At 48.9% G+C, this 24,668-nt stretch carries 22 protein-coding genes and 1 tRNA gene; 3 read left to right on the top strand and 20 right to left on the bottom strand.

The features are described 5' to 3' along the window. Positions 1-48 precede the first annotated feature (48 nt). Positions 49-714 (bottom strand): HAD-IA family hydrolase, encoded by a 666-nt coding sequence (locus HY751_13850; GenBank protein ID MBI4667480.1) that lies wholly within the window; start codon positions 712-714, stop codon positions 49-51. 23 nt (positions 715-737) lie between these two features. After that, complete coding sequence (locus HY751_13845; protein MBI4667479.1) at positions 738-2,093, bottom strand: hypothetical protein; 1,356 nt, start codon at positions 2,091-2,093, stop codon at positions 738-740. Positions 2,094-2,280: 187 nt separating this feature from the next. Here HY751_13845 and pyrE point away from each other — a divergent pair, with 187 nt between their 5' ends. Further along, the gene (gene pyrE, locus HY751_13840; protein ID MBI4667478.1) at positions 2,281-2,826 is read left to right on the top strand and encodes an orotate phosphoribosyltransferase; all 546 of its coding nucleotides are present in this window, start codon (positions 2,281-2,283) and stop codon (positions 2,824-2,826) included. Between the two features lie 135 nt (positions 2,827-2,961). Next, positions 2,962-3,038 (top strand) — tRNA-Arg (locus HY751_13835). Positions 3,039-3,232: 194 nt separating this feature from the next. Here HY751_13835 and HY751_13830 read toward each other — a convergent pair. The 13 genes from HY751_13830 to HY751_13770 form a co-directional block, all read right to left on the bottom strand. Then, a complete protein-coding gene (locus HY751_13830; protein ID MBI4667477.1) occupies positions 3,233-4,294 on the bottom strand; it encodes a Fic family protein in 1,062 nt (353 codons plus the stop codon). A 17-nt stretch (positions 4,295-4,311) separates the two neighbouring features. Further along, positions 4,312-5,769 (bottom strand): hypothetical protein, encoded by a 1,458-nt coding sequence (locus HY751_13825; GenBank protein MBI4667476.1) that lies wholly within the window; start codon positions 5,767-5,769, stop codon positions 4,312-4,314. 175 nt (positions 5,770-5,944) lie between these two features. Continuing rightward, positions 5,945-6,295, bottom strand: coding sequence for a type II toxin-antitoxin system PemK/MazF family toxin (locus HY751_13820; GenBank protein ID MBI4667475.1), 351 nt, complete (start codon positions 6,293-6,295; stop codon positions 5,945-5,947). Next, positions 6,282-6,515 (bottom strand): hypothetical protein, encoded by a 234-nt coding sequence (locus HY751_13815; protein MBI4667474.1) that lies wholly within the window; start codon positions 6,513-6,515, stop codon positions 6,282-6,284. Before HY751_13815 ends, HY751_13820 begins: the two co-directional genes overlap by 14 nt. Before the next feature lie 117 nt (positions 6,516-6,632). After that, positions 6,633-10,070 (bottom strand): DEAD/DEAH box helicase family protein, encoded by a 3,438-nt coding sequence (locus tag HY751_13810; GenBank protein ID MBI4667473.1) that lies wholly within the window; start codon positions 10,068-10,070, stop codon positions 6,633-6,635. Further along, complete coding sequence (locus HY751_13805) at positions 10,071-10,649, bottom strand: NYN domain-containing protein (protein ID MBI4667472.1); 579 nt, start codon at positions 10,647-10,649, stop codon at positions 10,071-10,073. Between the two features lie 177 nt (positions 10,650-10,826). Then, positions 10,827-12,791, bottom strand: a complete 1,965-nt coding sequence (locus HY751_13800) for a site-specific DNA-methyltransferase (GenBank protein ID MBI4667471.1) — start codon at positions 12,789-12,791, stop codon at positions 10,827-10,829. Between the two features lie 26 nt (positions 12,792-12,817). Beyond that, positions 12,818-14,098, bottom strand: a complete 1,281-nt coding sequence (locus HY751_13795) for an ATP-binding protein (protein MBI4667470.1) — start codon at positions 14,096-14,098, stop codon at positions 12,818-12,820. 14 nt (positions 14,099-14,112) lie between these two features. After that, positions 14,113-14,286, bottom strand: a complete 174-nt coding sequence (locus tag HY751_13790; GenBank protein MBI4667469.1) for a hypothetical protein — start codon at positions 14,284-14,286, stop codon at positions 14,113-14,115. Positions 14,287-14,422: 136 nt separating this feature from the next. After that, positions 14,423-15,580 carry a hypothetical protein gene (locus HY751_13785; protein MBI4667468.1) on the bottom strand — a complete coding sequence of 386 codons (1,158 nt, stop codon included), beginning with the start codon at positions 15,578-15,580 and terminating at the stop codon, positions 14,423-14,425. A 13-nt stretch (positions 15,581-15,593) separates the two neighbouring features. After that, on the bottom strand, positions 15,594-15,782 hold the full coding sequence (locus HY751_13780; GenBank protein ID MBI4667467.1) for a helix-turn-helix domain-containing protein: 189 nt from the start codon (positions 15,780-15,782) through the stop codon (positions 15,594-15,596). Between the two features lie 104 nt (positions 15,783-15,886). Further along, on the bottom strand, positions 15,887-16,477 hold the full coding sequence (locus HY751_13775; protein ID MBI4667466.1) for a hypothetical protein: 591 nt from the start codon (positions 16,475-16,477) through the stop codon (positions 15,887-15,889). 3 nt (positions 16,478-16,480) lie between these two features. Then, positions 16,481-17,722: a site-specific integrase gene (locus HY751_13770; GenBank protein MBI4667465.1), complete on the bottom strand. Its 1,242-nt coding sequence runs from the start codon at positions 17,720-17,722 to the stop codon at positions 16,481-16,483. Between the two features lie 516 nt (positions 17,723-18,238). On the opposite strand from HY751_13770, the gene HY751_13765 reads away from it, so the two are divergent. Further along, positions 18,239-19,978, top strand: a complete 1,740-nt coding sequence (locus HY751_13765; GenBank protein MBI4667464.1) for a PAS domain-containing protein — start codon at positions 18,239-18,241, stop codon at positions 19,976-19,978. A gap of 29 nt (positions 19,979-20,007) precedes the next feature. On the opposite strand, the gene HY751_13760 is transcribed toward HY751_13765, so the two are convergent. From HY751_13760 to HY751_13740, 5 genes are all read right to left on the bottom strand, one after another. Next, positions 20,008-20,490 (bottom strand): cytochrome C, encoded by a 483-nt coding sequence (locus HY751_13760; protein MBI4667463.1) that lies wholly within the window; start codon positions 20,488-20,490, stop codon positions 20,008-20,010. Positions 20,491-20,569: 79 nt separating this feature from the next. Continuing rightward, positions 20,570-21,466 carry a c-type cytochrome gene (locus HY751_13755; protein ID MBI4667462.1) on the bottom strand — a complete coding sequence of 299 codons (897 nt, stop codon included), beginning with the start codon at positions 21,464-21,466 and terminating at the stop codon, positions 20,570-20,572. A 31-nt stretch (positions 21,467-21,497) separates the two neighbouring features. Then, complete coding sequence (locus tag HY751_13750; GenBank protein MBI4667461.1) at positions 21,498-21,797, bottom strand: hypothetical protein; 300 nt, start codon at positions 21,795-21,797, stop codon at positions 21,498-21,500. Between the two features lies 1 nt (position 21,798). Next, a complete protein-coding gene (locus HY751_13745) occupies positions 21,799-23,142 on the bottom strand; it encodes a cytochrome c3 family protein (protein MBI4667460.1) in 1,344 nt (447 codons plus the stop codon). Between the two features lie 237 nt (positions 23,143-23,379). Next, positions 23,380-24,645: an OmpA family protein gene (locus HY751_13740; protein ID MBI4667459.1), complete on the bottom strand. Its 1,266-nt coding sequence runs from the start codon at positions 24,643-24,645 to the stop codon at positions 23,380-23,382. Between the last annotated feature and the right edge of the window lie 23 nt (positions 24,646-24,668).

The following is a 24,668-nucleotide window of genomic DNA, read 5'->3' as shown; positions in this document are numbered from 1 at the left end:
TGCAACAGGAGCCGCATTGGACGCACTGGCCGTATCGTTTCATGGTCATTAGGCCAAAAGGCCCGTCAATTGTTCGAACCGGTCTATCATTGCGTCAGGTTTGGCTTCGATAAGCTCCTCCACGCTTCTGAATCCATATGTGACCCCCACGGTGAACGACCCGGCGTTCTTGCCGGTCATCACATCCACCGAGGAGTCCCCCACCATCAAGACGCGGGAGGGACTGACTCCGTAGCGGCTGGATATTCTCAGTATGGAGGCGGGATCCGGTTTTTTGACCGGTAACGTGTCGCCTCCGTAAACCTCGCCGTTGAAATATGAGTCCAGGCCCAGTTTGGCCACGATTTTTTCGGTGAATTGGTGGGGTTTGTTGGTGACCAGCCCCATTTTGTACCGGCTCTTTAAAAGGTTCAGGGTTTTTTCGACGCCGGGGAAAAACATGGTTTGATCCAGCAGGTGTTCATAATACCTGGCCCGGAAAACTTTAAGCACTTCCGTTTCCCGCTCCGGGTGGCCAGCCTGGTTCACAGCGCGATTGATGAGTGGGGCTATTCCGTTGCCCACAAACTGCTCTATAAGGTTCATGGGCAAAGGTTCATAACCAAACTGGCCGAAGGTCCAGTTTAATGAGTCGGCTATGTCCTGCTTGGAATCTATAAGTGTGCCGTCCAGATCGAAAACCAGGACATCCACATCAAACTTCTGCGCTTCCACGTTCAATAAAACCGGGGTGGTTCTTAAATAGCCAGTTTCCAGGTTAAGAGCACCTTGTTCTGCGGGTCAAACTCGGTTCCGTCGCTTCTTTTCCGAGAATCGGCGGAAGAGGTGTCTAACTGCGCCTCAAAACCCACTTTCAAGTTGGCGGTGGGGCGGATGTCCAGCCTCCATTGAGCCAGGCTGACAGGATTCCCTTTTATGGTGGATTCCGCGCCGTCCACAGTTACGGTGTAATCTTCCATCTTGGAGTAACCGTAGGCCAGCCCCGTCTCCATCCAGGAGTTGACCAGCCACACAATCCCTATGGAAGCGCCAAGCCTGTTCTGGGAGCTTTGGGAATATGTATGGCTCACGCCATCGGTTCCCAACGCGGTGCGCTGGCCCAAGGTGAACGAGGACCTGTCCACCGTTACGTCCACCTCGAAATATGGGTGTTTGTACGAGGCGGAGACAATCATCTCCTGTGTGGTTTCATCGGGTGTCTGCCCGCTGGCGGGAAAACTTATGGTTTCTCCAGACGAAAGCGGGGTTGAAACATCGGTCAGGCCGGTTTTGTTGGTCCAAAACCGCAAAGAGGTGGAGAACTTGTCCACATCCACCCGGCCCATGAAGGTGTAAGCATGCTCCTGGTCGTCATCCCCGGCGCCCACAAGCTGGGCTCCGGTGAACATGCCCACTTCGTATGTAAATGGGCCATATGAAGGACGGCCGTAGATCCTGACGCCAGTGTCGTTATGGGCGGCGCCAAATCCTTCCTCGGTGGAGGAAGTGAGGTAAGGATGCCCGTGGAACGCCACCAACGGCGCGGCGAACCACTCGCGCCCGGGCGAAACCACGTCGTAATCCATCACCCGCATGGCGCCCAAGTCCATACTTACATAACCTGGGCCGAACCAGTTTACGAAACGAATGTTGGCTTGGGCCACTTCTTCCTTACCCCAGGGCAGTGAGAGCCAGTAACCGATATTGGGGGCCACGGTGCCACCCAAATCCGCCGTAACGGAGTTCCCGTTAACACAACAGAAGAACTTGTTGTTCTTGTCCTCGAACTCTCCTTTGGCCGCCTGAATAATGGTTACGCCGCCATCGAGAATAATGGAAATGGGCGGGCTGGCCTTGCCAATGTCCAAAAACAGGTTTTCCGCCGGATTCAGCTTGGCGGTGGAGCCGCCGTCTTCCGATGCGGGAAGCTGGAAGCCGTTAAGTTTGAATTTGGAGCCGAAATCGTTAAGCCTTGGGAAAGAGCCGTGACAGGCCGAGCAGGCAATCTCGTATTTCTTTGAAAAAGCGGGAATGGCCTGAGCCGTACGGGTTGAAGCCAGGGTTCCCAAGAAAACCAGCAGAGCGGCGACAACCAGGCAAATTCTGTTATTCATGCTAAAAAATCCTTATCGCGGTTGCGAGACATGGTTAAAATACCACGTTTAGTTTAGGGCCGATTCGGCGCAATAGGGAAAACTAGCATGGCGCGCGAAGGCTCGTCAAGGAATTCCACGCCGCGTGGAAAACGCCTTTTATAAAAATTTGGCGCCGGTAGTTGATATGTTACTTAACTGGGGTTTTATGGTGAACGACGATAGACAAGAACTTTTAGCCGCAATCAGGACGAAGGCTTACCGCAAGGGGGATTTCACCCTGTCTTCGGGCTTAAAATCCGATTACTACATAGACATGAAGGAAGTCACCCTGGATCCGGAGGGTTCGTTATTGGTGGGGCGGGTGATTTTTGAGACCGTGCGCGGGTGGGGCGCCAACGCCGTTGGTGGGATGGAGCTGGGCTCCGTACCCATATCCACCGCTGTAAGCCTTGTTTCCGCCATGGAAGGGGCGCCGCTTTTTAACATCATCGTGCGCAAAGAGCCCAAAGGCCATGGCACCGGCAGAAAAATAGAGGGGAAGATAGCCGCGGGAACAAACGTGGTTGTGGTGGAGGACGTGGTGTCCACCGGCGGGTCATCGCTGAAAGCCATAGACGTGATACTGGAAGCCGGCGCCCGAATTGCGGGGGTTGTTTCCATTGTGGACCGGAATATGGGAGGCGTGGAAGCGTTCAAGGCCAAAGGAGTGCGTTACGAGCCGTTGTTCACCATAAATGAGGTGAAAGGTTGAGCTGGGCGGGCCGAGAGATGGTGTTACCGTCATTTTGAAAACAAGTCCGCGGTTTGCGGGTTTGGGTGGAATATGGGGCGGAACAATTTCTTCCTTCGGCCGGTTTCTTTAGATATAATCGTCCATTCAAGCGACGCCCTCGTAGCTCAGCTGGATAGAGCGCCGGATTCCTAATCCGTAGGCCGTGAGTTCGAATCTCGCCGAGGGCACCATTTTTCAATAAGTTAAACAATCTGTCAAATCTTTAAATCCCTCTGGTCGTCATATGGTCGTCAGCAAAAACGGGGAAATATATTTAGGGGCGGTTCTTTGTCTGGGGTGATTGAGCGGAAAGGAAATCGTATTTTGCTTGTCTAGATTGGCAGAATTGAAAGAAGGGTGATCCTGCTTGCTATTATCCTTATTATTACCCCCTTTTAGGGGTATTACCCTTTTTCTTCCACGATGCCCCAGGCCCACGGCCAAGGCACTCCACTTTCTTGGCTTTCTGGAGGTCTCGAAGCACTCGTCGAACCATATCCCGGCTTACTCCGGGGCAGGCCCGCTCCAGATCGGACAACGTAAATTCACCCGTAAAGGAATTAATCGCTGATTCGATAAGTTCCGTCTTTGCCCCGCGAGGACTCTTGACCTGGCCTACCCTCTCTTCCAACTCTCGATATGCCGTCTTGAGCGTGAAAAGGACATAATTAATATAAGGCCACGGGTCGTGTTTGCCCTCATGCCAGCCTTGGGAGCTTTGCTCTAGAGTTTCATAGTAGCGGTCTTTGCTCTGCTCGATGATGCGTTCAATGCTGATGTAACGCCCCGCCTCATACCCAAGGCGGTATAACTGGAACAGAAGCAATAATCGGGATACGCGGCCATTCCCATCCCGAAAAGGATGGATGCACAAAAAGTCCAGATTGAACGCCGCCAGCAGTATGAGAGGTGGCGCTGAACGTTCATCCATACTTTGCCGCCACAGCGTTACCAATTCGGCCATATAAGCCGGGGTTTTAGCCGCCGGAACGGTTTTGAACCGGACACGATCCCGGCCATTGGGCATTTTCTCGATTATGTCCACATTCTTTTCTTTATATTTCCCAGCGTCCCATATTTCACCCCGCGTGAGCTTGTGCAGATTGAGGATGCTATCTTCCGATACCGGCATTTTGGCGCCTTGCTCATGAATAATCTTAAGCGCGTTCCGATAGCCTCTTATTTCTTCCTCGTTCCTATCTCGCAGATGAGACTTGCCAAGAATGACCGGGCGAACACGCTCGTCATCCATCGTCACCCCTTCAATTCGATTGGATGAAACGGCGCTCTCAATCAAGGCATGTTCCCGCAAAACGTTAAGCCTTTGCGGTGATTGCTTTGTGAAAAGCTCCTGCTTACCCAGAGCTTCACCCAAATCAGCCAGAAGCCACGAGGTTCCAACTGGTATGGAGTCCAGCTTGGAGGCGAAACGTTTAATCGTCATCATAAAATCATTTTTCTGGCTTACGCTTTTGAACCTGATGGTTTATTTGTTGAAGAGGCGTCTATCAAAATAATATCTGAGGATTTCTGCAATCCGAGTTCTTTCAATATTCCATTGACCTTAATCAGTTCCTCTTCCGAGAAAAATAGAATCACGCTCAATGAGTGTTTTGCATCGCTTGCCCTTTCATATATAGCTAATTGCTTTTCCAAGTTGCGTTTTAGGTGTGTATTTTTCGCCAATTTAAATTCAACTAAAGACTTATCCTTACTGCCTCTAGACACTTTGAAATCAACAGGCCCTCGCCCATCGTTTACCTCTCTGCTGATATCCGACGGTGTTGCATACCATGTAAGACGAAATAATATTTGCAGATCGCTTTCACGCCGGATTGGTTCACCGTTGACAAAGAATAATTTGTGCCCTCCTTTATTTTCAATTATATCCTTAAGAAAAAGAACTCTCCTTTTCGCTTCTTCATATGTATTTTCCCCAATTGGATAAAACTGATTTGAATTTTCGAGGGTAGAAACAAATTCGCGAAGTTGCTTGAAAAATACGTTTTCTATTTCCTTTACCCTTTGCTCACTTAATGATATCGCTTGCCCACCGTTTTCCTCTTTGTAGCGTATGAAGTAATCAACAATCTGAGGATACTTGGCTACAACCTTGCTACGTGCTTCACGAATATCCGCTTCCTTGGGTTTTTCTGGAAGAACGCTATGAAGATAATGACTTAGCTGTGCTCTTAGTTGATCATTTGGAATGGCCTGAACGATATCGTCGAAATCATGTATTAAATCTGCTTTATTTATCCATGTATCTTCTTTTGTCAAAATATCCTTTGGAGTCAGAATGATGTAATCACCCTCTTGATAAGGTAGCTCAAAATGCCCGCTCTCCCATGATCTTGTCTGATAGTTAAACCTTACCTTGCTGACAGCGACAACTTTTCTTTGATTGCTCTTTAAATACCTTTTACCAAATTCCTGTGTATATTGAAGTAGATATTGCTTAATGAGATTTGCTGTAAAGTCACTGATTTTGTCCTTCCCCACTCCCTCTTTTATCAGGCATAGCTTTTCAAGGTGGCTTCCTCTTGTGATTCTTTCTCCACCAAAATCTTTGAACAACTCATGCAAGTTATTAAATAGCGCGTTGGCAAAATCGGAGCCAAGTCCTGCGCCACTATTCCCCACCCGGCTGAATCCCAACCAATTTTGTTTGACCTCAGGGAATTCATACCAACTCCTGAGAAGGCCATTATCTATTCTTCCAGAAGTAGCTTGATCCCTTAAAAAGGCAATGTAGTGTATTATCTCGGAATGAAGAAGCTTATATTCTTCTTTAGTACTATTGAAAAGTAGGAAAGGATCAATAAAGAGAGGCAGGTCATTAATTAAGGAAATATTAAACGCTCCATACTTCTCGATATCCTCAGGATCAATTTCAAAAAAATCTGAAAAATGTATCTTCATGATCTCACATATTTCTCTATCTTTTTGTCAACACAACAACAGATTCATGCTTGAAGGCAGTCCATACAGCTTCGCCACAATTCCGCCTATCTCCCGTTCCCATGCTTCGCAGTTTTCGCCTTTGGCGTCGAGGCGTTTTAGGACGGATTTACGATTAGCCGCGAATCCAGCCATTTTACAAACCGAAAGTTATCTTCAATGCTTTGTCCACCGAGCTCGTATCCGGCAATGCGCCAAGCGCCTTGTCTATCTCAACCAGCCTGACAGTGGCCACATTGTCCGTCATGATCACGGAATCGGTGAGCAATCCCGCCTGTTTTCCTGAATCGGAATCCTTGTTGATCCTCACACGGGAGGGATGGCCTTCGCGGGCAAGGTTACTTGTTATCATGGCTATAATGACTTGATCCAGCCCTGTATTTGGCGTATCGGCTTGAACCACCAAGGCAGGACGACGCTTTGCGGTTACAAGGTCGGATTTGGGAAAAAGGGCTAATACAACCGTTCCCTTTTTATACTTTGTCATAAATATCCATCCCCTCGGCGTTCCAGTCGGCTTCAAACGTTTTAAGCCTGTATTTTAAATCAGCCGCCTCGGTTATTGATATTCCTCGAGCCTGCAAATCAACCGATACAGATTCACCCGAATTCAGGAAAGTCACAATTATTTCGCCTTCCTTCAATTTCGGCTCCTCATAAAGCTCAATTTTGCCATCCCTGTAATGTCCCCTTATCGCCTGCAACATGATTTAAACCCCGTTGAGTTGATGTTGTAATTATAACCCAATAGCCCTGCTAAGATTTTGTCCGTATCGCTTATATGGCCAGTCTATTACCCTCTTTATTACCCCCTTTTAGGGGTATTACCCTTTTTCTTCCACGATGCGCCCGGATGAGGCAAATCCCGATATCAAAGCCAATCCTTCAATCCACGTTTTAAGTTCCTTTCCGGCTAATTTGCTATCCAGCAATTCCTTCTCAGAATGGGCAACATAGGTGTTTCGAAAATCATTTACAGCTTTGACAGCATCCAAAACTTCACGACTGCCACTGACCTTGAATTTCTTCTTTATGGATTCAAAAGCACCGCCGATCTTACGGCTATCGTTAAGAGCATATTCCATGCAATTGTTCAGCAGGCCAATGGGAGACAGCCCATTTCGATAAATAAGCGTCTTTTTTAAGTTCCTTGCAATGTTCTTAAAGTTGTTCTCGTCTGCTCTACCCATATCGCCATAGAAGGGATCGAACCAATCAGCCTGCTTAGGGCCACTGGTTGGCATTTCAGACTCCAGCATCTTGATTATTACGCCCCTCGCCGCGTCATCTATTGAACCCAGCAATGGTTGAAATACGGGAGAAAGATTCACACCTTCCTTGTTCTTGAGGAAGGCAAATAGTTCTAGAGCCTCGCTGGCCGCCTTCTTATATCTGGACGGCATATTTTCAATTATAGAGATATCAACGATGCCATTTGTGGTTGGAATTTGCTCTTCTGGCTTATTCTCAAATAAAGGCAGTTGGGGAACAACCTTTTCGTCTAAAAGCTCTTTTAGCGAAGGCGCACAGGTTCTTGCCAGCTCACTGACCGTCTTACAAGAAGCGCCACTAAAAACGCCTTGTGGGACATAAACATATTCCCACTTTGCGTCCTTTGATGAGGCAGATTTACACCATTCAACAGCCGCCCTTGCTTTAAGTGGAACATCTCTATCTTCCCGGCCTTTTGTTTCGATGAGATAGTAATTACCATCCTTCGCTCTAACAAAGAAATCTGGAGTATAGAAGGCTAGCCGGAAACCATCCGAAAGATAATCTATCCTCAAACATTGCGGCCCGGCATTTTTCGCAAATGCGGCTACATCCCCTCCGATATGCGCCCTATCAATAAACTGGGCCATTGCAACTTCCAGTTCCCGATTGCACGGAACAAGGTTAAACAGCGTTCCCGTTGCTTTTACTGCTGGCCGTCTCTCACTATGCGTTACTTGATAAGGCTTCCAATCCGCCAATGAATAATATTCCGACTTTTTATCTCTAGCTTCTGTCTTAATAATCCTTTCCCGTATAAGGGGAATGAATACGGCCCTTAAATGTTCCTGAACATCCGAGTCCCCAAGGCGATGTACCAGATTTTGGTCAAAAATGGTTGCCTTAACTTCAAAGAGGATTTCTTCAAAGAATGTTTGTACTAACGGGGCTAGAGTGGAATGTGTTCCTCGTAACCGGCAAATATGCTCCAGCATATGGACATAATAGGATATTGCGCCGGGGCCGCTTTCCAAAAGCTGAATATTCACTTTCATTCTTTCCACAACTTCATTAGTGAAAAGCGCCCTGCCCTCATACTCAATCTCGGTCTTACCCTTGCGCCCCAATGGAAGTTTGGATAATCCCGCAAACTTCTTTTTAATGTCTTCGATAGAAAGATTCTCAATCTTGGGAACGGGTCTATGGGCGGCGGCAAGAACTGGAATCTTGATGTCCAACGCTTTTAAATCTTTATTGCCCGCGTCCGGGAAAATGGAAATTGTAGTTTGCGGCACGTCATCAACATCCACTACATCCACCAAAACACCTTCTTGAGCCAATTCCTGCTGATACAGGCTAGCGAAGGCGGGATGTTCCACAATCGTCACAAGTTCTTCTGCCTGCCCTGGTGGGGTCATTCGCCGCAAACCGCGCCCAAGCGTTTGTTCTGGCAAAATATTTGCCTTTGAACTATAAGGGCGCAATGGAATTATTGTTGTTACGTTTCTCACGTCCCAACCTTCTCGAAGCATAAGGACTGAAACAATGCACTTATAAGGGCTGGTATTTGAATCCAGCTCCCGGCTCAATTTGCGGAGTTCTTTCAAATCCTCATCGCTGATTTCCTTTTCACTCTCCTCAAACACTTGATGCTTTGTGGCCCCCTTGCCAACGTTCTTGATCTTTCCTTTGAGATTGGTATGCAGGTTTATTGCGAGACCGTTCAAATCTTTGAAAATAACATCACTGTTCAAGCGTTGGGCGATTTCATCAGCGGCTTTCGTATCATCACACATCACGAACATCAGTGGTTTCTTGCCACTAGGTTGCCACTCCTCACAGCTTTTAAGCCACCGTTCATAACCAATTCGCAAATGATGCTCGAATTTATAAGCCGCGCTGTCATTGGCGACTTCTTTTAATTCTCCTCCTCTGCCGATAACAGGGGTTTTTACAATCCCACCGTCAACCGCTTCGCCCAGCGGCGCATCGCAAACGACATGCTTAAAAATATTCCCCTTGTTATCTTTTGGCGTTGCGCTGAAATCAAGTTGGGAGACTATTCCTCCGCCCGTCTTTTTCCTAACTGTCTCATGTATGTATTTAATTGCTTCATTCCAAGCCGAATCTGGATCCCATACATGGTGAGCTTCGTCATTTAGCACCATCACATTACGATGGCTGGTTATCCTGTCACGCAACAAGGCTCCGGTATCCAGCGCCTTTGCCTTCGAGACGTGAGGTCCGGCCCATGAATACATTTCATCTTCCTGCTTTTTCTTTCGCTTTTCCAAGTCGTAAAGGCGGTGAATATTGGTGAGATAAAGCGTCCCTCCTGTTACGGATTGCCCCGCCTCATCCTGTAAAACGGTTGAAAGGTTCCAGTCTCCCTTCCATTCGACAGGGATAAGTGGATCTTCATCAAATATTTTCCCGTTGCCAAAGTCTTCCTTCAGCCGCTCAAAAACAGTGATGTTCGGGGCTATCACAACAAAATGCTTCGCCATTGGTGAATCAGATTCACGCAAGGCATGAAAATAACTCCATACGATAGCAAGGCTCATTACTTTCGTTTTGCCCGAACCTGTGGCTAGTTTGAAGGCATATCGGCTCCATGCGTCTTCTTCTTCGGTAATACCTAATGCGGCAATTTCCCTGTTCTCGCCGCCAAATTCGTCATAAAGCTGGGAAAGATATTCAAGTTTCCTGACTTCCTTGAGATAGATCAGCGTTTCAATCGCCTCACGCTGACAGAAGTAATAACGAAACTCAAATTCCTCCCCAGCGGGAGTGGAGCGGATATGGCTTCTGCCAAACCAGTGGTTCAAAAGATGCCGGGTGGTATCGCTTGCGCCAAAATATCCATTTTCCCGCCACTCCTTGATCATCGCTCTAAGGTTATGAGCGATAACAATGGATGATGGCCTCCGTCCTTTGGCTATTTCCGCCGGGGCGTCCTTATCTTTAGACCGCACCCTATGAGCATTCGGCTCTTCCCATGATTTATAAAGCGGAGCCAGCGCCGACTTGTTGATTATTATTTCGCTCATCTATACTCCCGGCTTTCTGTAATCGTTGGGATCAAGGCACGATGTATAAAGGGCGGAATCAATACGTATCCAATCTGTCCCGTTAATTCCTCTTTTATTTTTGGAAACAGAACTATCTGGAAACGCGGAAGCGATTTTTATCCACTTGTCGGAAATGAACGCCTGTTCTTTTATTTCCTGAACGGCTTCCGTCAAATCCTGATCCTGGCTGAATACAACTCCCACGTCATAATTGCCATGCCTGGCAAGCCGCACCATATCAAGGGCGATCCGTATATCAATTCCTTTTTCCTTGCCGTTCCTGATCGGCCTTGAAAAAGTAAAAATCCTTCGCTTGCCCATGCTGGCAAGTTTTGCCATCCAGAAATGATGCCAATGGGCATTATCCTGTTCATCGGGAATGCCTGTATAGAAACGAACCTGATGCAGTTGCCATCCTTTCATCTCGCAAATCTTCTTTGCGAGCTTCAAAGGATCGAAGTCTGGATAAGAACGGTTGAATGCTTCTCTGGCGGAGTGATAAAGGTTTTGCCCATCGAAGAATACGATTGCCCGTTTAACTGTAGGTTCAGTTACCATAGGGGCCCCAAAAAATAACCCCGTCCGAGGTTATCCAGCCTTTCAGCCTTCAAACAAGTCGAACGGGGAGCAATTGCGCTTTTTATGGGATATTGATCCTCTTCCCTGCGTTTATTATATGAGAATGCGCTTTCCCATTCAATAATTGTTAGCATAATATCAATAACCATTGCATTTTCATATAGTTATTTCCACCGTAACGCTGGTGTCACACCCAAAAGTATCCACCACTTTCACGCAGGCGGTGTATTTGCCTTTCGTTTCGTATTTATGGGTAGCGTCGCTCACGGTCTTAAGGCTCCGGTCTTTTCGTGTGCGGTAATCCTGCCAATGGTGGTTGAACGGCTTGCCCGGCTCCCATGCAAAATCCACCGCCCAGAAATCTATAAAATCTATTCCGCTTTTTATAGCCCGTTCTTTCAGGGCTTCCAGTTCCTTGCTGGGCACTTCCTGCAAAGAGGGCATGAACTTGGTGATCTTGATGTCCACAGTTCTTTCTTTGCCATCGCCTTTATAAACTGGTTCGGCTTCCAGCACGGCCATTTCAAGGAATGGTGGCGGCTCCTTTCGGTTCTTCTCCATTATCTCGCGCGGGATGGGGATTAGTTTAAGCTTTACGCCAAACTCCTTTTCCAGCGCGGCGGTGGCAAGCCGCAAGTCCATTTCAAATTCCCATGCCAGGCAATAGCACTCTTTCCCGCCAGCCTGTTGAACGGCCTTGGCAACTTCCTTGGCCTCTTCACGGGTAAAGATACTGTCTATCCCGTCAACGTGGCAAAAATCGCCAGACTTTTTTCCATGAATAAGAGGTGATGGTGTCTTGGTCAATACTTCGGCTTTGAAGAATTCAAGCACCACCCGCCGATGCTCTTCATCCGCCCCGTTGAGCCGCTCTTTTTGCCACCATTGACGTTCGTACCGTCCAAGGTTGTAAACGTCGAAGGCTCGATAAGGTTTATCGCTCACATGAGCGTCCCGCTGTATTTCTATCATCCTCTTGCGGGAAGTGTGGATGGCAAACCGCCCCAAGTCGCTCATTATCCAGCGCCGCCCCAGCTTCTCTGCGACTGCGCCAGTTGTCCCTGATCCACAGAAGAAATCAGCAACAAGATCGCCTTCGTTGGAGGATACCTGAATTATCCTCTCAATCAATTCTTCTGGTTTTTGAGTGCTATATCCCAATCTTTCATCAGCCGCCTTATTAATAATTCCAATCGTCCACCAATCACGTGGGGGAACCCCTTCTCTGTCGTGCAAGTAATCTCTAAAGGTTAAACCTGGGTATTTCGCTTCATGCTCCGGTGTAAGTCCATCTGCGGCCTGCACTGGACTATCTTTTCTGTTCTTACCACGAATTTGGTACCATCCCGTTTCATCTTGATACTTAAATTTCTTTCTAGTTATCTCAGAATATTCTTCAGCTGCAAACTTCCAATTGAATGGCCTTAGCTTAGAATCTGTTCTTGAGTAAAAAAGAATTACGTCATGCTTTGGATTGTATTTATCCAGAACTCTTTCTCTCTCTTTATAGCACCACATAATTTGGTTCTGAAAATTATCCTTAGTGAACAACTCATCCATTATGAGGCGAATAAAACTTGCTACTCTATAATCTATATGGATGTAAATACTGCCTTTCTCGCTTAGTAGAGCCTTCATTAGAGAAAGTCGCTCATACATCATATGTAGGTAAGAATCCGTTCCTTTCCCCCACATATCACGATAGGCAACCATTTCAAGGGTTGACTGGTCTTTCTCGATGGTTTCTTTTTCATCGCCGATGGGAATATCCATCGTGAAATCAGCGCCAACATCGAATGGAGGGTCAATATAGATAAGGTCAATCTTTCCCTTGAATTCTTTCAGGAGGGAAGCCATTACCAGCTTGTTATCACCCCAAATAAGCCGGTTTCTAAAATCATCGGTATGCGCTTTCTTGGCGTTGAAAAGCTCCCCTTGGGATTCCAGCCTGCTCCTGGGCTCATCAATGGTCTCTATCCTCTGCATAGGCATGGCGGAGCCGGAAATATCCACCTCCCGCTTGTTTCCGTACTCGTCATACTTCCCTTCCCACACAAGTTCCGTCTTCATTGTGGAAAGCGGGTGCGGATTCCCCGGCCCATACTTCGGTTGTTCAGTCATTCCCAAATCCCCCAACGCTTTCCGTTTTAACGCTTCTCTTTTTCATAATATTTATCAATTGCAGTCTCTATTAAATCCCAGCCAAACGCCCATGCAATTTTCTTGGCGGCATTATAGATAAGAGGCATTTTAATATCGTGTAACACCCCCGCCTGAACTATATCGGAAAAATAAACAGATTGATCCAGTGAGGTGGAAATAGGCCCTGAAGACCAGCATCCATCATCCGGATATTTCCCAAGGTATGCGATTCTCCCATGATCAAATAAGTTTTCCAAGTTTACGCGAAATTCCAATAATCCTTGGAATCCAATTTCCTTGTAAAAGAGCGCTGCCGAGTCAATATATTCATCAAGACGGCAGAGCACCTCGCTTGTTCGAATAACGGAATATTCCTTACCCTCGATTCTCTTTGTACCATGCAAAAGAGACTGCCTATAAAAATACAATCCGAAAATATTCAGTTCAGTGTGCCAAAAACCGTCTCTATCTTTAAATACCAAGGTGTTTATGCTTCCATCATTTACTATTAATCCCATCGAACGCCCAGGCAATGGAAATCCGCCATCACTACTTCCATAATAATCACGGATTCGAATCTTTGAATAAAGCTTATCAATTGCAGGCGGATTAAGGAATGGCTCTTGTGGAAAAACAGGACACATTGAAAGCGTAAACAACGCCAGCGGAGCGGATAACCGTCCGTACATTGCTTTTAAACGTTTGGCGCTTTCGTCATTTTCTACTTTTTTGTCAGAATATGACTTTTCAACCCTACGCTCTGCCTGTTGATAGAGAAATATTTTTAATTCTTCGCTTTTCTTCCGATGTTCCTTTAACCAATCTATTCTATCCAGAGTCGCCAAGTCTTCAAGTTCCTTCGCTTCATTTCTATTTCCAGTCCGGATGTAAACTTTAGTATTCCGATTTATGGCATGGGGTGTTTGCTGGCTTTGTGGAATTCGAATAACAACCACGGCCTTTTGAGCCTCACCGTCAGGACACACCTTTATTTCAGGGATAATGGGTGGAGTAATGTTGGAAAGGATGATACTGATTACTTTTTCCTCCAGCCCGCGTTCTAACTCAATGCCTTTTATTGGCTGTACCGGCTTATTATTCTTGTCTTCTTCAATCCCAACCAGTATGATTCCACCGAAGGTGTTCGCCATGGCGGCAATAGTCTTTTCAAGATTTTTTGGAAAGCTCTCTTTGTAATCAAGATAAGCGTTTTCCGCGACACCACGGGAACAAAAGGATTCGACATCATTCCAAGTCAAATCCTCAATCGTCTTAGAATAGATCATAAAGAGCTATCAGCCTACTTCTCCTTGCTAACGCCTTTGAATGGCTTGTCATCAGCCTTTTGATCCATGAACCGCCCGCTTTCCGTATCCCGTTTCGTCCACTTTTCGTTATGTGGATTGAACACCTGCGAACGGCCAGTTACAGCCCCAATTCTTGCGTTATCACCGTACGGCTTATTCTTTGCCATCGGACTTCCTTCTGTTATAATTTATTTCCAACTTCATAAATCAATAATATAGCCATCCATAGCGTCTGTCAATATATTGGAATAGCGATATTTCATATTATTTGCTCTTATTTTTCATCAAGGATCCATTTTGGCACTAAAGTGCGGTATTACTATGCCCGCACTCGGAGGAGGCGGCGCCGGGCGCATGGCTAGGGCGGCCATGCGGCTCGCCCATCGCCATTGCGTCGTGGCCGCTGTCTCCCACAGAACTTTCTGACAATAGAGGCTGAAACAAAATCTCCGTTCTAATTGCCCACTCTGGAATTTGCGCCGGTTCATTCTTGAAAATTTCCCGTAGAGCCATTTTCTTCTCTTGCCTATCTTCACAAGAAGCGCTGATATCTATCCCATGTTTTAGCATTTCACGCCTGTATCTGTAGAAAGTGCTTTTGCCGAACATAGAACGCAAGTCTTCCCCACGTTGCCAAGATTTGTAGGCAAGCTGAAGCCTCGGCAATAATCCATCAATCTGCTTGGTTGTAAGCAGAAATTGATCCGCCATATCCAGCGTCGCAAGATGCTCAAGAAGTTGTTGTTTCGGTGTTTCAAGCTTCCAGATGAACGCCATGTTTATGTTCAGTTTTTCCAGCTGGGGTCTTCTTAGAACCAGTTCGGCTCTGAGTTTGTTGTCCGCGAATTCAAGCAACATATTTCTGAACGGGAGAGATGCCGGCAAGGGATTATCTCGTCGGTTGACTTCTTCTCCCTTGCTGTAAAACTTTAATGACCAGCGTCGTGAGTTCTTGCCGAAATATAGCGTTCCGCCAGTCATAATCGGCTTACCGTGGCGGCTTTTCGATTGAAACTGAGCCGCGTTCAGCCATGCCAGCACATCGGCGTGAGTTGGAAATTCCCACATTTCCGTGCAATCAACGCGATAAATATGATACATGCCCCTTTTCCAGGAATCTGTTTCTTGCTCGTCTGGCTGTAATTCCAGAATTGCGACAAGCCTTTCAAGTACGGCGTAAATAAGGCCACTTAGGTCACTTGAACCGAAGATATTGTGACCTTGAAGCCATTTCGCGGGATTGCCATCAATACGAAGCGCGGGGCCTATATAACCGGAACCTTTGCTTATGGGATGGTAACTAACGCGCATGTTGGCGTCATGGGAGCCGACAACGGATATGGGAACGTGCTTGGCCCATTCATATTCACCATCAGGCCGGATGCGGCATATCAAGCCATCGTTCAGCTTATCCGGGTCAGCGCTGAAACATGGAACCACCGCCGTCACCCAATCAATCATGGGTTGGCTCTGGCTAAATGGTTACGGCTTTGGTAATTCTGGAGGCCAGGTACGCCTCCAAATCATCAAGGCGATATCGAACCGCCCGCTCCCCTACCCTGATAAACGGGATAGTCGCCCCTTTCCAACGATCCCGTTCCAAGAACTGGCGTGACATGCCGATAAAATCGGCGGCTTCCTGGGTAGTAAGAAGACTTTTCATAAACCCTCCTAAGTTGGATACTTTCAGAGGGATTTTGAAAGAATTAGTCGAGCAAGAAAATTCCTATACTGCGTAAAAAACGGTTTTCCAGCGAAAACGGGAGTTTATTCCTTAGGTCTTCGACCAGGATTCCGGTTTGGACAAAGATCGTTTACCCAGTTTCGAAGAGTTTTGGGGCCATATATTTTGCCTTCGCAAGCAATGCCGTTAATCTCGTCACTATGAATCATGTCTTCAATTTTTATTTTTAGATTTTGCTTCCAGAGCAACTGTGCAATTGCCCTGGAACGCTCGCGGTGTCGTTGGTTATTCCGAAGTGGCTTATCCGATAAAGAAGAAATTCCTCTTACTTCAGGAAATAGAAAAGCAGGTTTAACATTAATTTTTTCAGCCAGCGCAATGAGATCATATTTAGGAATATACATGTATTCCAATTTTGAGCGCCCGCCTTCATCATCAATTTTTTCTACAGATTCAGTATACCACTGAAGAAAACCCATCCTAATCCCTCTTTCAATTAAACTTTCATTCATCCGAATTTCTGGCGGGATCACTAATGGATCGTATTCTATACTTTCATGTGGAGGTATATAACCCGCCCAATACCAAGGTATTTCTTCAAATATAAAAGCATTAGTATAATCACAATATGCATAATCAACTATTGGTGTTTTTTCCAATTTGTGTTTTTTCATACGCTATTTTCTAGTTCCCTTCTTGAATTCGATGACGTTGCCGATTCCAATTTGCTTTGCCTCGAACAGTATCTTGTCCGTGATCTGTTGCATCGGTCTTCGCAACCGCTCCACGTCGTGAACGATATATCCCGCAGTCACATCGTTTCCCATCTTGTGATTCACCAGCCGTTTAAGCGCATAATAAGGCAAATCTATACTTTCGGCAATCGTGATGAACGTCCGCCGGAAATCATGAAGGGCAAATTCAAGGCCGGAGAGTTTTTTCAGGTTGTCCAGTTGCCGCGTGGGATCGGCGTATGGCAACTCTGGATTCCTTCCGGGGAAAACGTAATCACTGCCATTCCTGTTTTTGCTTCTCTCGTTCAGCAAATCGAAAAGGTAACTGGACAAGGGCAGAATCAAAGGCTCGTTGTTCTTTGTGTCGGCGATTTTGAAGGTCTTCCCCTCGAAATCCACCATATCCCAGGTCAGCTTTAAAGCCTCGTTTCGCCTCAAGCCGGTAAACAGTAAAAGAAGAATGTAATCCCGAAACGTCCGCGTGCTTTCATAAGGGCTTTCAGCAACCAGCTTTTCCAACGCCTCAAACAACGCTGGCAACTCGTGGGGCCGAATTATGGATTGCTTTCTCTTTACCTTGAACCAGGAGCGGGTCAGAGTTAATCCTTCCACTGGATTGACTGAAACGACTTCCCGCCCGTATTTCCCAATGGCGTAGTTATAAAGCGACCGCAGAAAGCGCATAGCCTGATTCGCCTGAGCCGCGCCACCATTTCCATTACCAATAAGCTTATGACGGCTATCAACCATTTCCCGCGTAATTGCGGTTAATGGCTTCCCCCGCCAATCGGAAAAGTATTTTTGAAGCGCGTATTCGTAATCCTTGATGGTTCTGGCTTTCAGATAACTTCTGGCCCGCTTGAATTCCTCCAAGGCTTCGGCAAGCGTTATCCCCTTGATACGTTCCTGTTTCTTCTCCTCATTGGGATTAGAAGCGGTTCGGCCAGACATTTGCCCTAAAATCGCTTTGGCTTCCTCTCTGGCCTGTTCAGGAGTGATTTGGCCATGCTTGCCGATGGTGACACGAACAGGTTTACCATTGACCCGCTTTTCAGCGAAATAGACCTTCGACGATTTCCCCACACGACAACCGAAACCTTTGAGCTCGGTATCAATGAGCATCAAACGGCCATCGTTCGAGAATGGAATTTTGTCAATTACGGACTTGGTGAGTTTGGTTTTCATGCTATGCCTTAGCCTCCGTGGTAGTCGCCGGGTCGTCACTAGAATTAAAACTCACTAGGCGGCCTTCGGACTTCTTATAGCATATTATCCTTATATATCAAAGGTCTTAGTGACGACCGCAAAGGTCTTAAAACAGGCTAAAAGGCATTTAAACGAATTCCTAATCCGTAGGCCGTGAGTTCGAATCTCGCCGAGGGCACCATAAAACACTTTCCCCGCAAAATTCATCGAATCTCTTCAATAGGGAGTATAATGCCTTTCTATATTTGCTGGGGGAGAGGGGGTAAGACTTCACAAATTTACCCAAAGACTGAATTGGCTCACATAGATATAGCGATCGATAACCTCAAAGATGGACGGGGTTTTGCTTTTGAAGGACATGGTCTTTCAAACCAGAAAACTCCTGGGAAAGTAAGTTCTCCCTCAAAAATACTGGCCGCCTTAATAGACCATCATTTCAGTTTCACCTTCGTCAACGATGCCTTGGCCAAGTCCTGCGGCTTGGCTCCGGATAACTTGGTTGGAAAATGTCTTTGGGATTTCACGCTCAATATAGAAATGGTGGCCCTGTTAAGGGAAAAACTTGAGGCCGGAGAAATGGCGGCTTGCATCGGATTGCCCCATTTTGACAAGAATTCTCCAGATCATCCCGAAAGCTTATGGGACATAACCATAGAGCCTATTCATCACGCCAGTGGCCAGATGGAAAGCTTTCTGCTAACCGGCAAAGAACGTCCCGTTTCAGCCAAGGCATCAACGGAAAACCAGGGCGATCATGAAAGGCTTCTTACGATTCTGGACTCCTTGGAGGCTGTGGTTTATGTGGCCGACATGAATACATACGAAGTCCTTTATGTGAACGCCGCCGGGGTGAGGATTCTGGGTGAAGCCGTGGGGAAAACATGTTGGAAGGTTTTTCAATCTGGACAAACGGGCCCTTGTGAATTTTGCACCAACGGCAAGCTTATAACACCGCAGGGCGCTCCCGCGGAGCCTTATATTTGGGAGTTTAGAAACACGGTTACGAACCGCTGGTTTCACATTGTGGATAGGGCCATCCAGTGGGTTGATGGACGCCTTGTGAGGATGGAAATGGCGTTCGACATTACAGAACGAAAGGAGATGGAGGAAAAATACAGGGAACTGCTGGAATTCAACAATAACCTCCTTGAAAAAGCTCCTCTTGGAATCGCCGCGCTGGACAAGGATTTCAATGTGGTGTACGCCAACCATGAAATCCGGGAAATACTGGGGGATTCTCTTAATCCTGGGCCAGACGCTACCAGGGTCAAAATAACGGCATTAAAACCATTCCAGCCTTTAGGCGGGCCACAGGATCTCTCGCGGCTCGCCGAGGGCTCCACCCTGTCATTTGAAAGGATGTTGCGGCAGGATATTGGCATGCCCAGGCATGTTTCCGTAAAGGGAGCCCCAATCATTAACAGCGACGGTTTCAACGGCGCTATTCTCATGATGCAGGACATTACGGAAAGGCGGGCCCTGGAGACACGTTTGGTACAGACCCATAAAATGGAAGCTGTGGGAGCTTTGGCGAAAGGAGTGGCGCACGATTTCAACAATATCCTCCACTCGATGATGGGACTGATTGAGCTTGCCAGACTTTCCACTCCTGAAGTAAATGAATCGCGCAACTATTTAAAGCAAGCGCTAACAGCTGGTCAGCGGGCCAGCGACCTTATTCAGCAGATTCTAACTTTCAGCCAGGAAAGAGTTTTCGAATATAAGGAAATTGACCTGCCAGCCATAATTGAAACGGCCCTGAACGAGGTGAAGCGGACCATGCCGCCATCAATCAGCGTAAAAACCATCATGGAAAAAACCATTTGGGGAATTTACGCTGACCCGCTAATCCTAATGCAGGTTCTCATCAGTCTTTTTTCCAACGCCATTTACGCAATGAAACCTAATGGTGGAGAGCTTGCTGTAACCCTTATATCCAGGGAAATGGATCCCGAATCCGTCAGGATCCAGCCTAATGTGCTGGCTGGAGCGGTGCGTAGTAATTTTTATGCGGAGCTTACCGTGTCTGATACCGGTTGCGGAATGACTGGGGAGGTAATGGAACGGATTTTTGAACCGTTCTTTACCACCAAGCCATTGGGAGAAGGTAACGGCATGGGGCTGGCCATAGCGCATGGCGTGATTTTAAAACTGAACGGCGCTATCGCGGTAAAAAGCAACCCCGGAAAGGGAACCTCTGTTACCTTGTATCTGCCCCGCACCGGAGGTTTTTAGCATATCCGGCGCGCCCAAAGCCCCCCCGCTCACTCCACCCTGAAAGCTTCGTGGCAGGTTACGCATTTTTCCAGAACCGAGCTGATGGCGGCGGCGGATTTTATTGCGTCGCCTCCAGCTACCACGCCGGCGGCTTTGTCCGCGCTTTCATGGAACGCGATGCCCATCTGGCGGTAGGTGTCGTTGCCCATCATGCCGCACATCTTCTTCATCTGCTCGGTTAGGCCCAGCTTTTCCCGGAGAATTTTGGACGCGGCTTTATAATCCCCCTTGCCCATTTCGCGCAACGTTTCGTTTACGGCCTTAAGATGTTCCCGCATGTTCTGCTTGAGATGGGTTTTCATCATCGGTGGCGCGTCCAGTTTCACCCTTTCGTCTGGGCCCGAAGCGCCCTGCCCCATATGCATTCCATCATGCATCCCATCATGCATAGGCATCATTTGCGCCCCTGACGGTTTTGAAACAAAGATGGCGGCTCCAACCAGCGCAAACGCAATAATGAGTTTGTTCATATGTACCTCCTTAATCCAGCCCTTGCCGGAGTGACGATACAATCCACCGCATCCCCGGGCAATACACATTAAATATAGGTCATTTCATCAGCGACAGGGCGTAAGCCGCCACATCCGCCGCTTCCTGTTCTGTTAGCTCCTCTTGATAAGATGGCATCAGCGTCCCCCCGTTCATAATCCTGTTTACAATTTCCTTCTCGTCCCTGATGGCGGAACCGGCAAGATCCGGCGGCGGCGGATTGAACTTTGCGCCCACCGGGGCGGAGGCGGTTAAACCCGTGGCGCCGTGGCAGTTGGCGCAGTAAATGTTATATAGCCTGGCCGGAGCGGTTTTTGTCCGCCCAGACTGCGGCTCCGACTCCAAAGGTTTTGCCGCCGGTTTGGCTTTTATACCGCTCTTGGCGGTTGCAGACGCCGCCGGAGCGAAATTCTTGTCGTGACACGTAAGGCATTCGGCCGATGCGGCTTTACCGTTGTGGCACTTCAAGCAAGCGTCCATCCTGAACGGGCCGGGCGATATGGTGTTTTCCAGCTCCTCCACCTTGCCATGGCATATTTGGCAGGAGGTGGCGTTGTCCACATGCGGTTTATGGGTAAACCGGGCAGTGGGCGGCAGGGTGGACAATCTTCTCCACTTAATTTCCATCCCCGCGGCCACATACACACCCAGTTTCTGGACCTCGGGGGATTGAACCGCCACGCTGGAATGGCAATTTAAACAGGCCGCCGCCTGGGGAATGTAAGCCTGGGATGAAAACCTGGCCTCATAATGGCAATACAGGCATGAAATGCCCATGCTACCAGCATGGGTTTTGTGGGAGAACTCCACCGGCTGGGCGCCGCCGAATATGGCTGGCGCCATGGCTTTAACAACATAATACAGCGCCAGCGCCGCGCCAATGACAAGCACCAGGATAAGAGGGGCCGAGCCCCGGTTGCCCCCCATCACTTTGACAACACCATGACAGTAGCGCATTTCCAACAACCCGCGCTCCGCAGGAGGGACATCATGAACCGCCAATGAAATCCCTGGCCTTGGCGTTTAAAGCTTCGCTGGACGCGTAGAACTTCTCGTATCGCTTGGCGGCGGGGGCAAACGCGCCAGCCCAGGCGTTTACCGCATCTTTCAGGCCGCTTGCGCCCTTGAAGACGGAGCCTTGAGAAAACAGTACCCTGAACAAAACTGCAACGGGAGGTACCAGTAACTCATAAACCAACGCGCCCCGCCCCGGCGCCGCTTGCGCATCCCGCGCCGCCATGGCCGATTCCGAGTCTATCCTCCGGATCGCATCCGACTGGCTCTCCAAATCAATCCTCCCGCCCTTTTTCCAATTCCTTGGACTTATACCACAGGGCAGTCATGAAACCAATGAACACAAGCCACGCCATCACAAGCCCGATACGGCGTTTACGCACCTCACCCCACATCTGGTCCACCTGGGCGCTGACCGACTGGGATATCTGGATCAACCCTTCCGACTGTTTCTTGAGCGCCTCGATGTCCATTTTGTGGGTGAGGGAGTGAAGCTCTTTCAACCCGTCGGAGGCCTTGGCCATCCTCTCTTTCAGCTCGCCTATCTCAAACCCGCCATGGGCGTTGTTCTCGATATCTTCCAACCCGCGCATGGCCGATTCCACTGCGGTGGTGGCCGCCACAGCCACCTGCTGGATATCCTTGCCCAGCAAATAGGCCGCCGAACCCTCCTCATGGCACCCCACGCAATCTAAATCCCTGTCTCCGGTAAAATCCGCCGGGGTGGGCCTTAATATGCCGTGGTTGCTATGGCAATGCAGGCACACCGGCGAGCCTGACCGCTTGAAAGCGTCGTAGTGTTTGCTGGCCTTGTAATATTCCGCCTGCTGGGCATGGCAGTTGAAGCACACTGTCTGTGTGCGCTCGTTCATCACCGGCTGGATGCCATGGTTGCCATGACAGTCGAAACAGGTCGGCACCAGAAGATCGCCCTTGGCGTATAGCTCGTAATGCCTGCTGGTTTTGTATAGCGCCAGCTGGTCGAACCGCCTGCCCCGCTTCTCGAACACCTCTTTTTTCGCGTGGCACTGGCCGCAGGTTTCGGGAATGTTCTTCCGGGCGGTGGGGGAGTTGGGGTCTTTGACCTTCAAAATTTTGTGCATGCCATGACAACTGACGCAGGTGGGCGCTTCGGTATCCCCTTCCTGCAGTTTGCGGCCGTGGACGCTGTCGGAATAAAGCGTGAACTGGTCCGCCCGAAGGTTGTACTCGCGCATTTTGGTGTGGTCGGAATGGCATTTGGAGCAAAGCTTGGGTATGTCTTCCGTCTTTGGTTTGCCTATATACCCCGCCGAAGGCTCTTTTATCATGGCCTCGTCGAACGGATCCCCCCCGTGGCAGTCGGCGCAACGCACCCCGGCCTGGCGATGGACCGAATCCATCCAATCATTGACAGGCGGGGTCAATCGCTCATCGGCCATTTCCAGATGGCAATTAACACAGAGATAATTTGGCGGGATGGCCGCTTTGTCCCCCGCCAAAAACTGTACCTGGGCGGACGCCGGGGCGGCCTGGGCCCAAAGGCTTGTGGGCAGGGAGAGAACCGCCGAAATAGCGATAAATAACGATGGGATAATTTTTGACGTATCTTTCAGGCCGCTGGCGCGTAACTGGATCATTTTAGCCGCTACTCCGTCTATTTGTCCCCCCGGGAGCGCCCCTAAAACGAGCGAACCCGACTTCCCCCGGCTCCACGGCATTTGCCCGGAAAAACCCAGAAAGGCTTTTCATAGACAATCCGGCGCGCCCCCGGACAGGGGGCAACGCCGGATCATGAATACCGATTGGCCGATCCAAATATGGCGGCCTTCCTCAAACGGTCAGAAAGACTTCCGGGAAAAACCCCGCCATCAAATTTATTTCACTTTGATGACGAAATCAGCCCTTCGATTCATCTTCCTGCCTTCCCTTGTCTTGTTGGTGTGGGCAGGCTTTTCTTCTCCGTAGCTTATAACGTCGATCCTCTCGCCTTTCACCCCATGCTCCACCAGGAATTTCCGGGCGGAGTTGGCCCTGCGCATGCCCAAGGCCTGGTTGTAACCGTTGGAGCCTATGGAGCAGGTGTGCCCTTCAATGACCAATTCCACATTCGGGTTGGCGTTGAGTTTCTCGGCGGTGCCCACCAGGATCTCCTGGGCTTCCTTGGTAAGACGCGATTTGTCGAACTCGAAATGTATGCTTTCAAGGACAATGGTGACTTTCTCGCCGCCTGCGGCTTCCCCGGCGCCAGCTTCACCTGCGCCAGCCTCGCCAGCGCCCGGCATTGCCGCCGCTTCCTTAACACCCAGCTTCCCTCGCGGCTGGCCAAGCCCCGAGCCAACGGTGATGCCTGCAAGATACATGTAGTTCGGGCTGGATTCACCTGTGCCGCCACCCCAGGAGCTGTAACCCACGGTCAGGCTGGCCCAGTCGCTTATGTAATATCTTACGCCGCCGGTGACCATGGTCTGGTCATCCCTTCCGGCCACCTGTTTAGTCCAGTTGTAGCCGCCCACTTCGGCGATGAAGCTTAGGTTGTCCATGGGCATGTATTCCACCCCGGCGCCATATTGCACCTGCGGATCCAGCCCATCTTCCTGGCGGGATTGATACCCAACGCTGGCGTGCCAGGTTACGCTCTCATATTCTTTATCCAGGGCAAGGCCCGCGCCGGGATTGGTCTTGCCGGTCCCCAGCCCTTTGTCTTTGTCGCCAAAAGGCAGGGTGGTAAACGCCAGCGCGGACATGCGCACGCCGAAATTCTCGGAGGTTAAAAAGTTCCACTTAACGCGGCCTATGCCGTCGCCCATGCCAGACTCGCTGGTTCCTTTTTTAACTTCCACCCGGCTGTAAGGGGCCGAAACGGAGAACTCCAGATTATCCCCCACGCCTAAAGTGGCCGAAATGGGCATGTAACCGAAATCGGTTTCGTTCCCTTTGCCGGTGGGCGCGGTGAGGTCGTGATTGTCGCTTTCGTAATAAAGCCCGACGCCAAAGTTCAGATGCCCCAGGGTTCTCGCCTTTTGCATGTGGAAAAGGCCGCTCCCTCCGTCAATCGCAACCTGAGCGGAAGCGCTTACAGGGAAAACAGCGGCGAAAACCATCGCCACGAGACATGCCAAAAACCGCCTGCCGTTAAACATACAGCCTCCGATCCGGATTGGAA

Source organism: Nitrospinota bacterium, from assembly GCA_016208975.1.
Taxonomy (GTDB): domain Bacteria; phylum Nitrospinota_A; class UBA7883; order UBA7883; family JACRLM01; genus JACQXA01.
The sequence above is the reverse complement of the archived record's forward strand: the minus strand, read 5'-3'. Positions and strand labels throughout refer to the sequence as shown.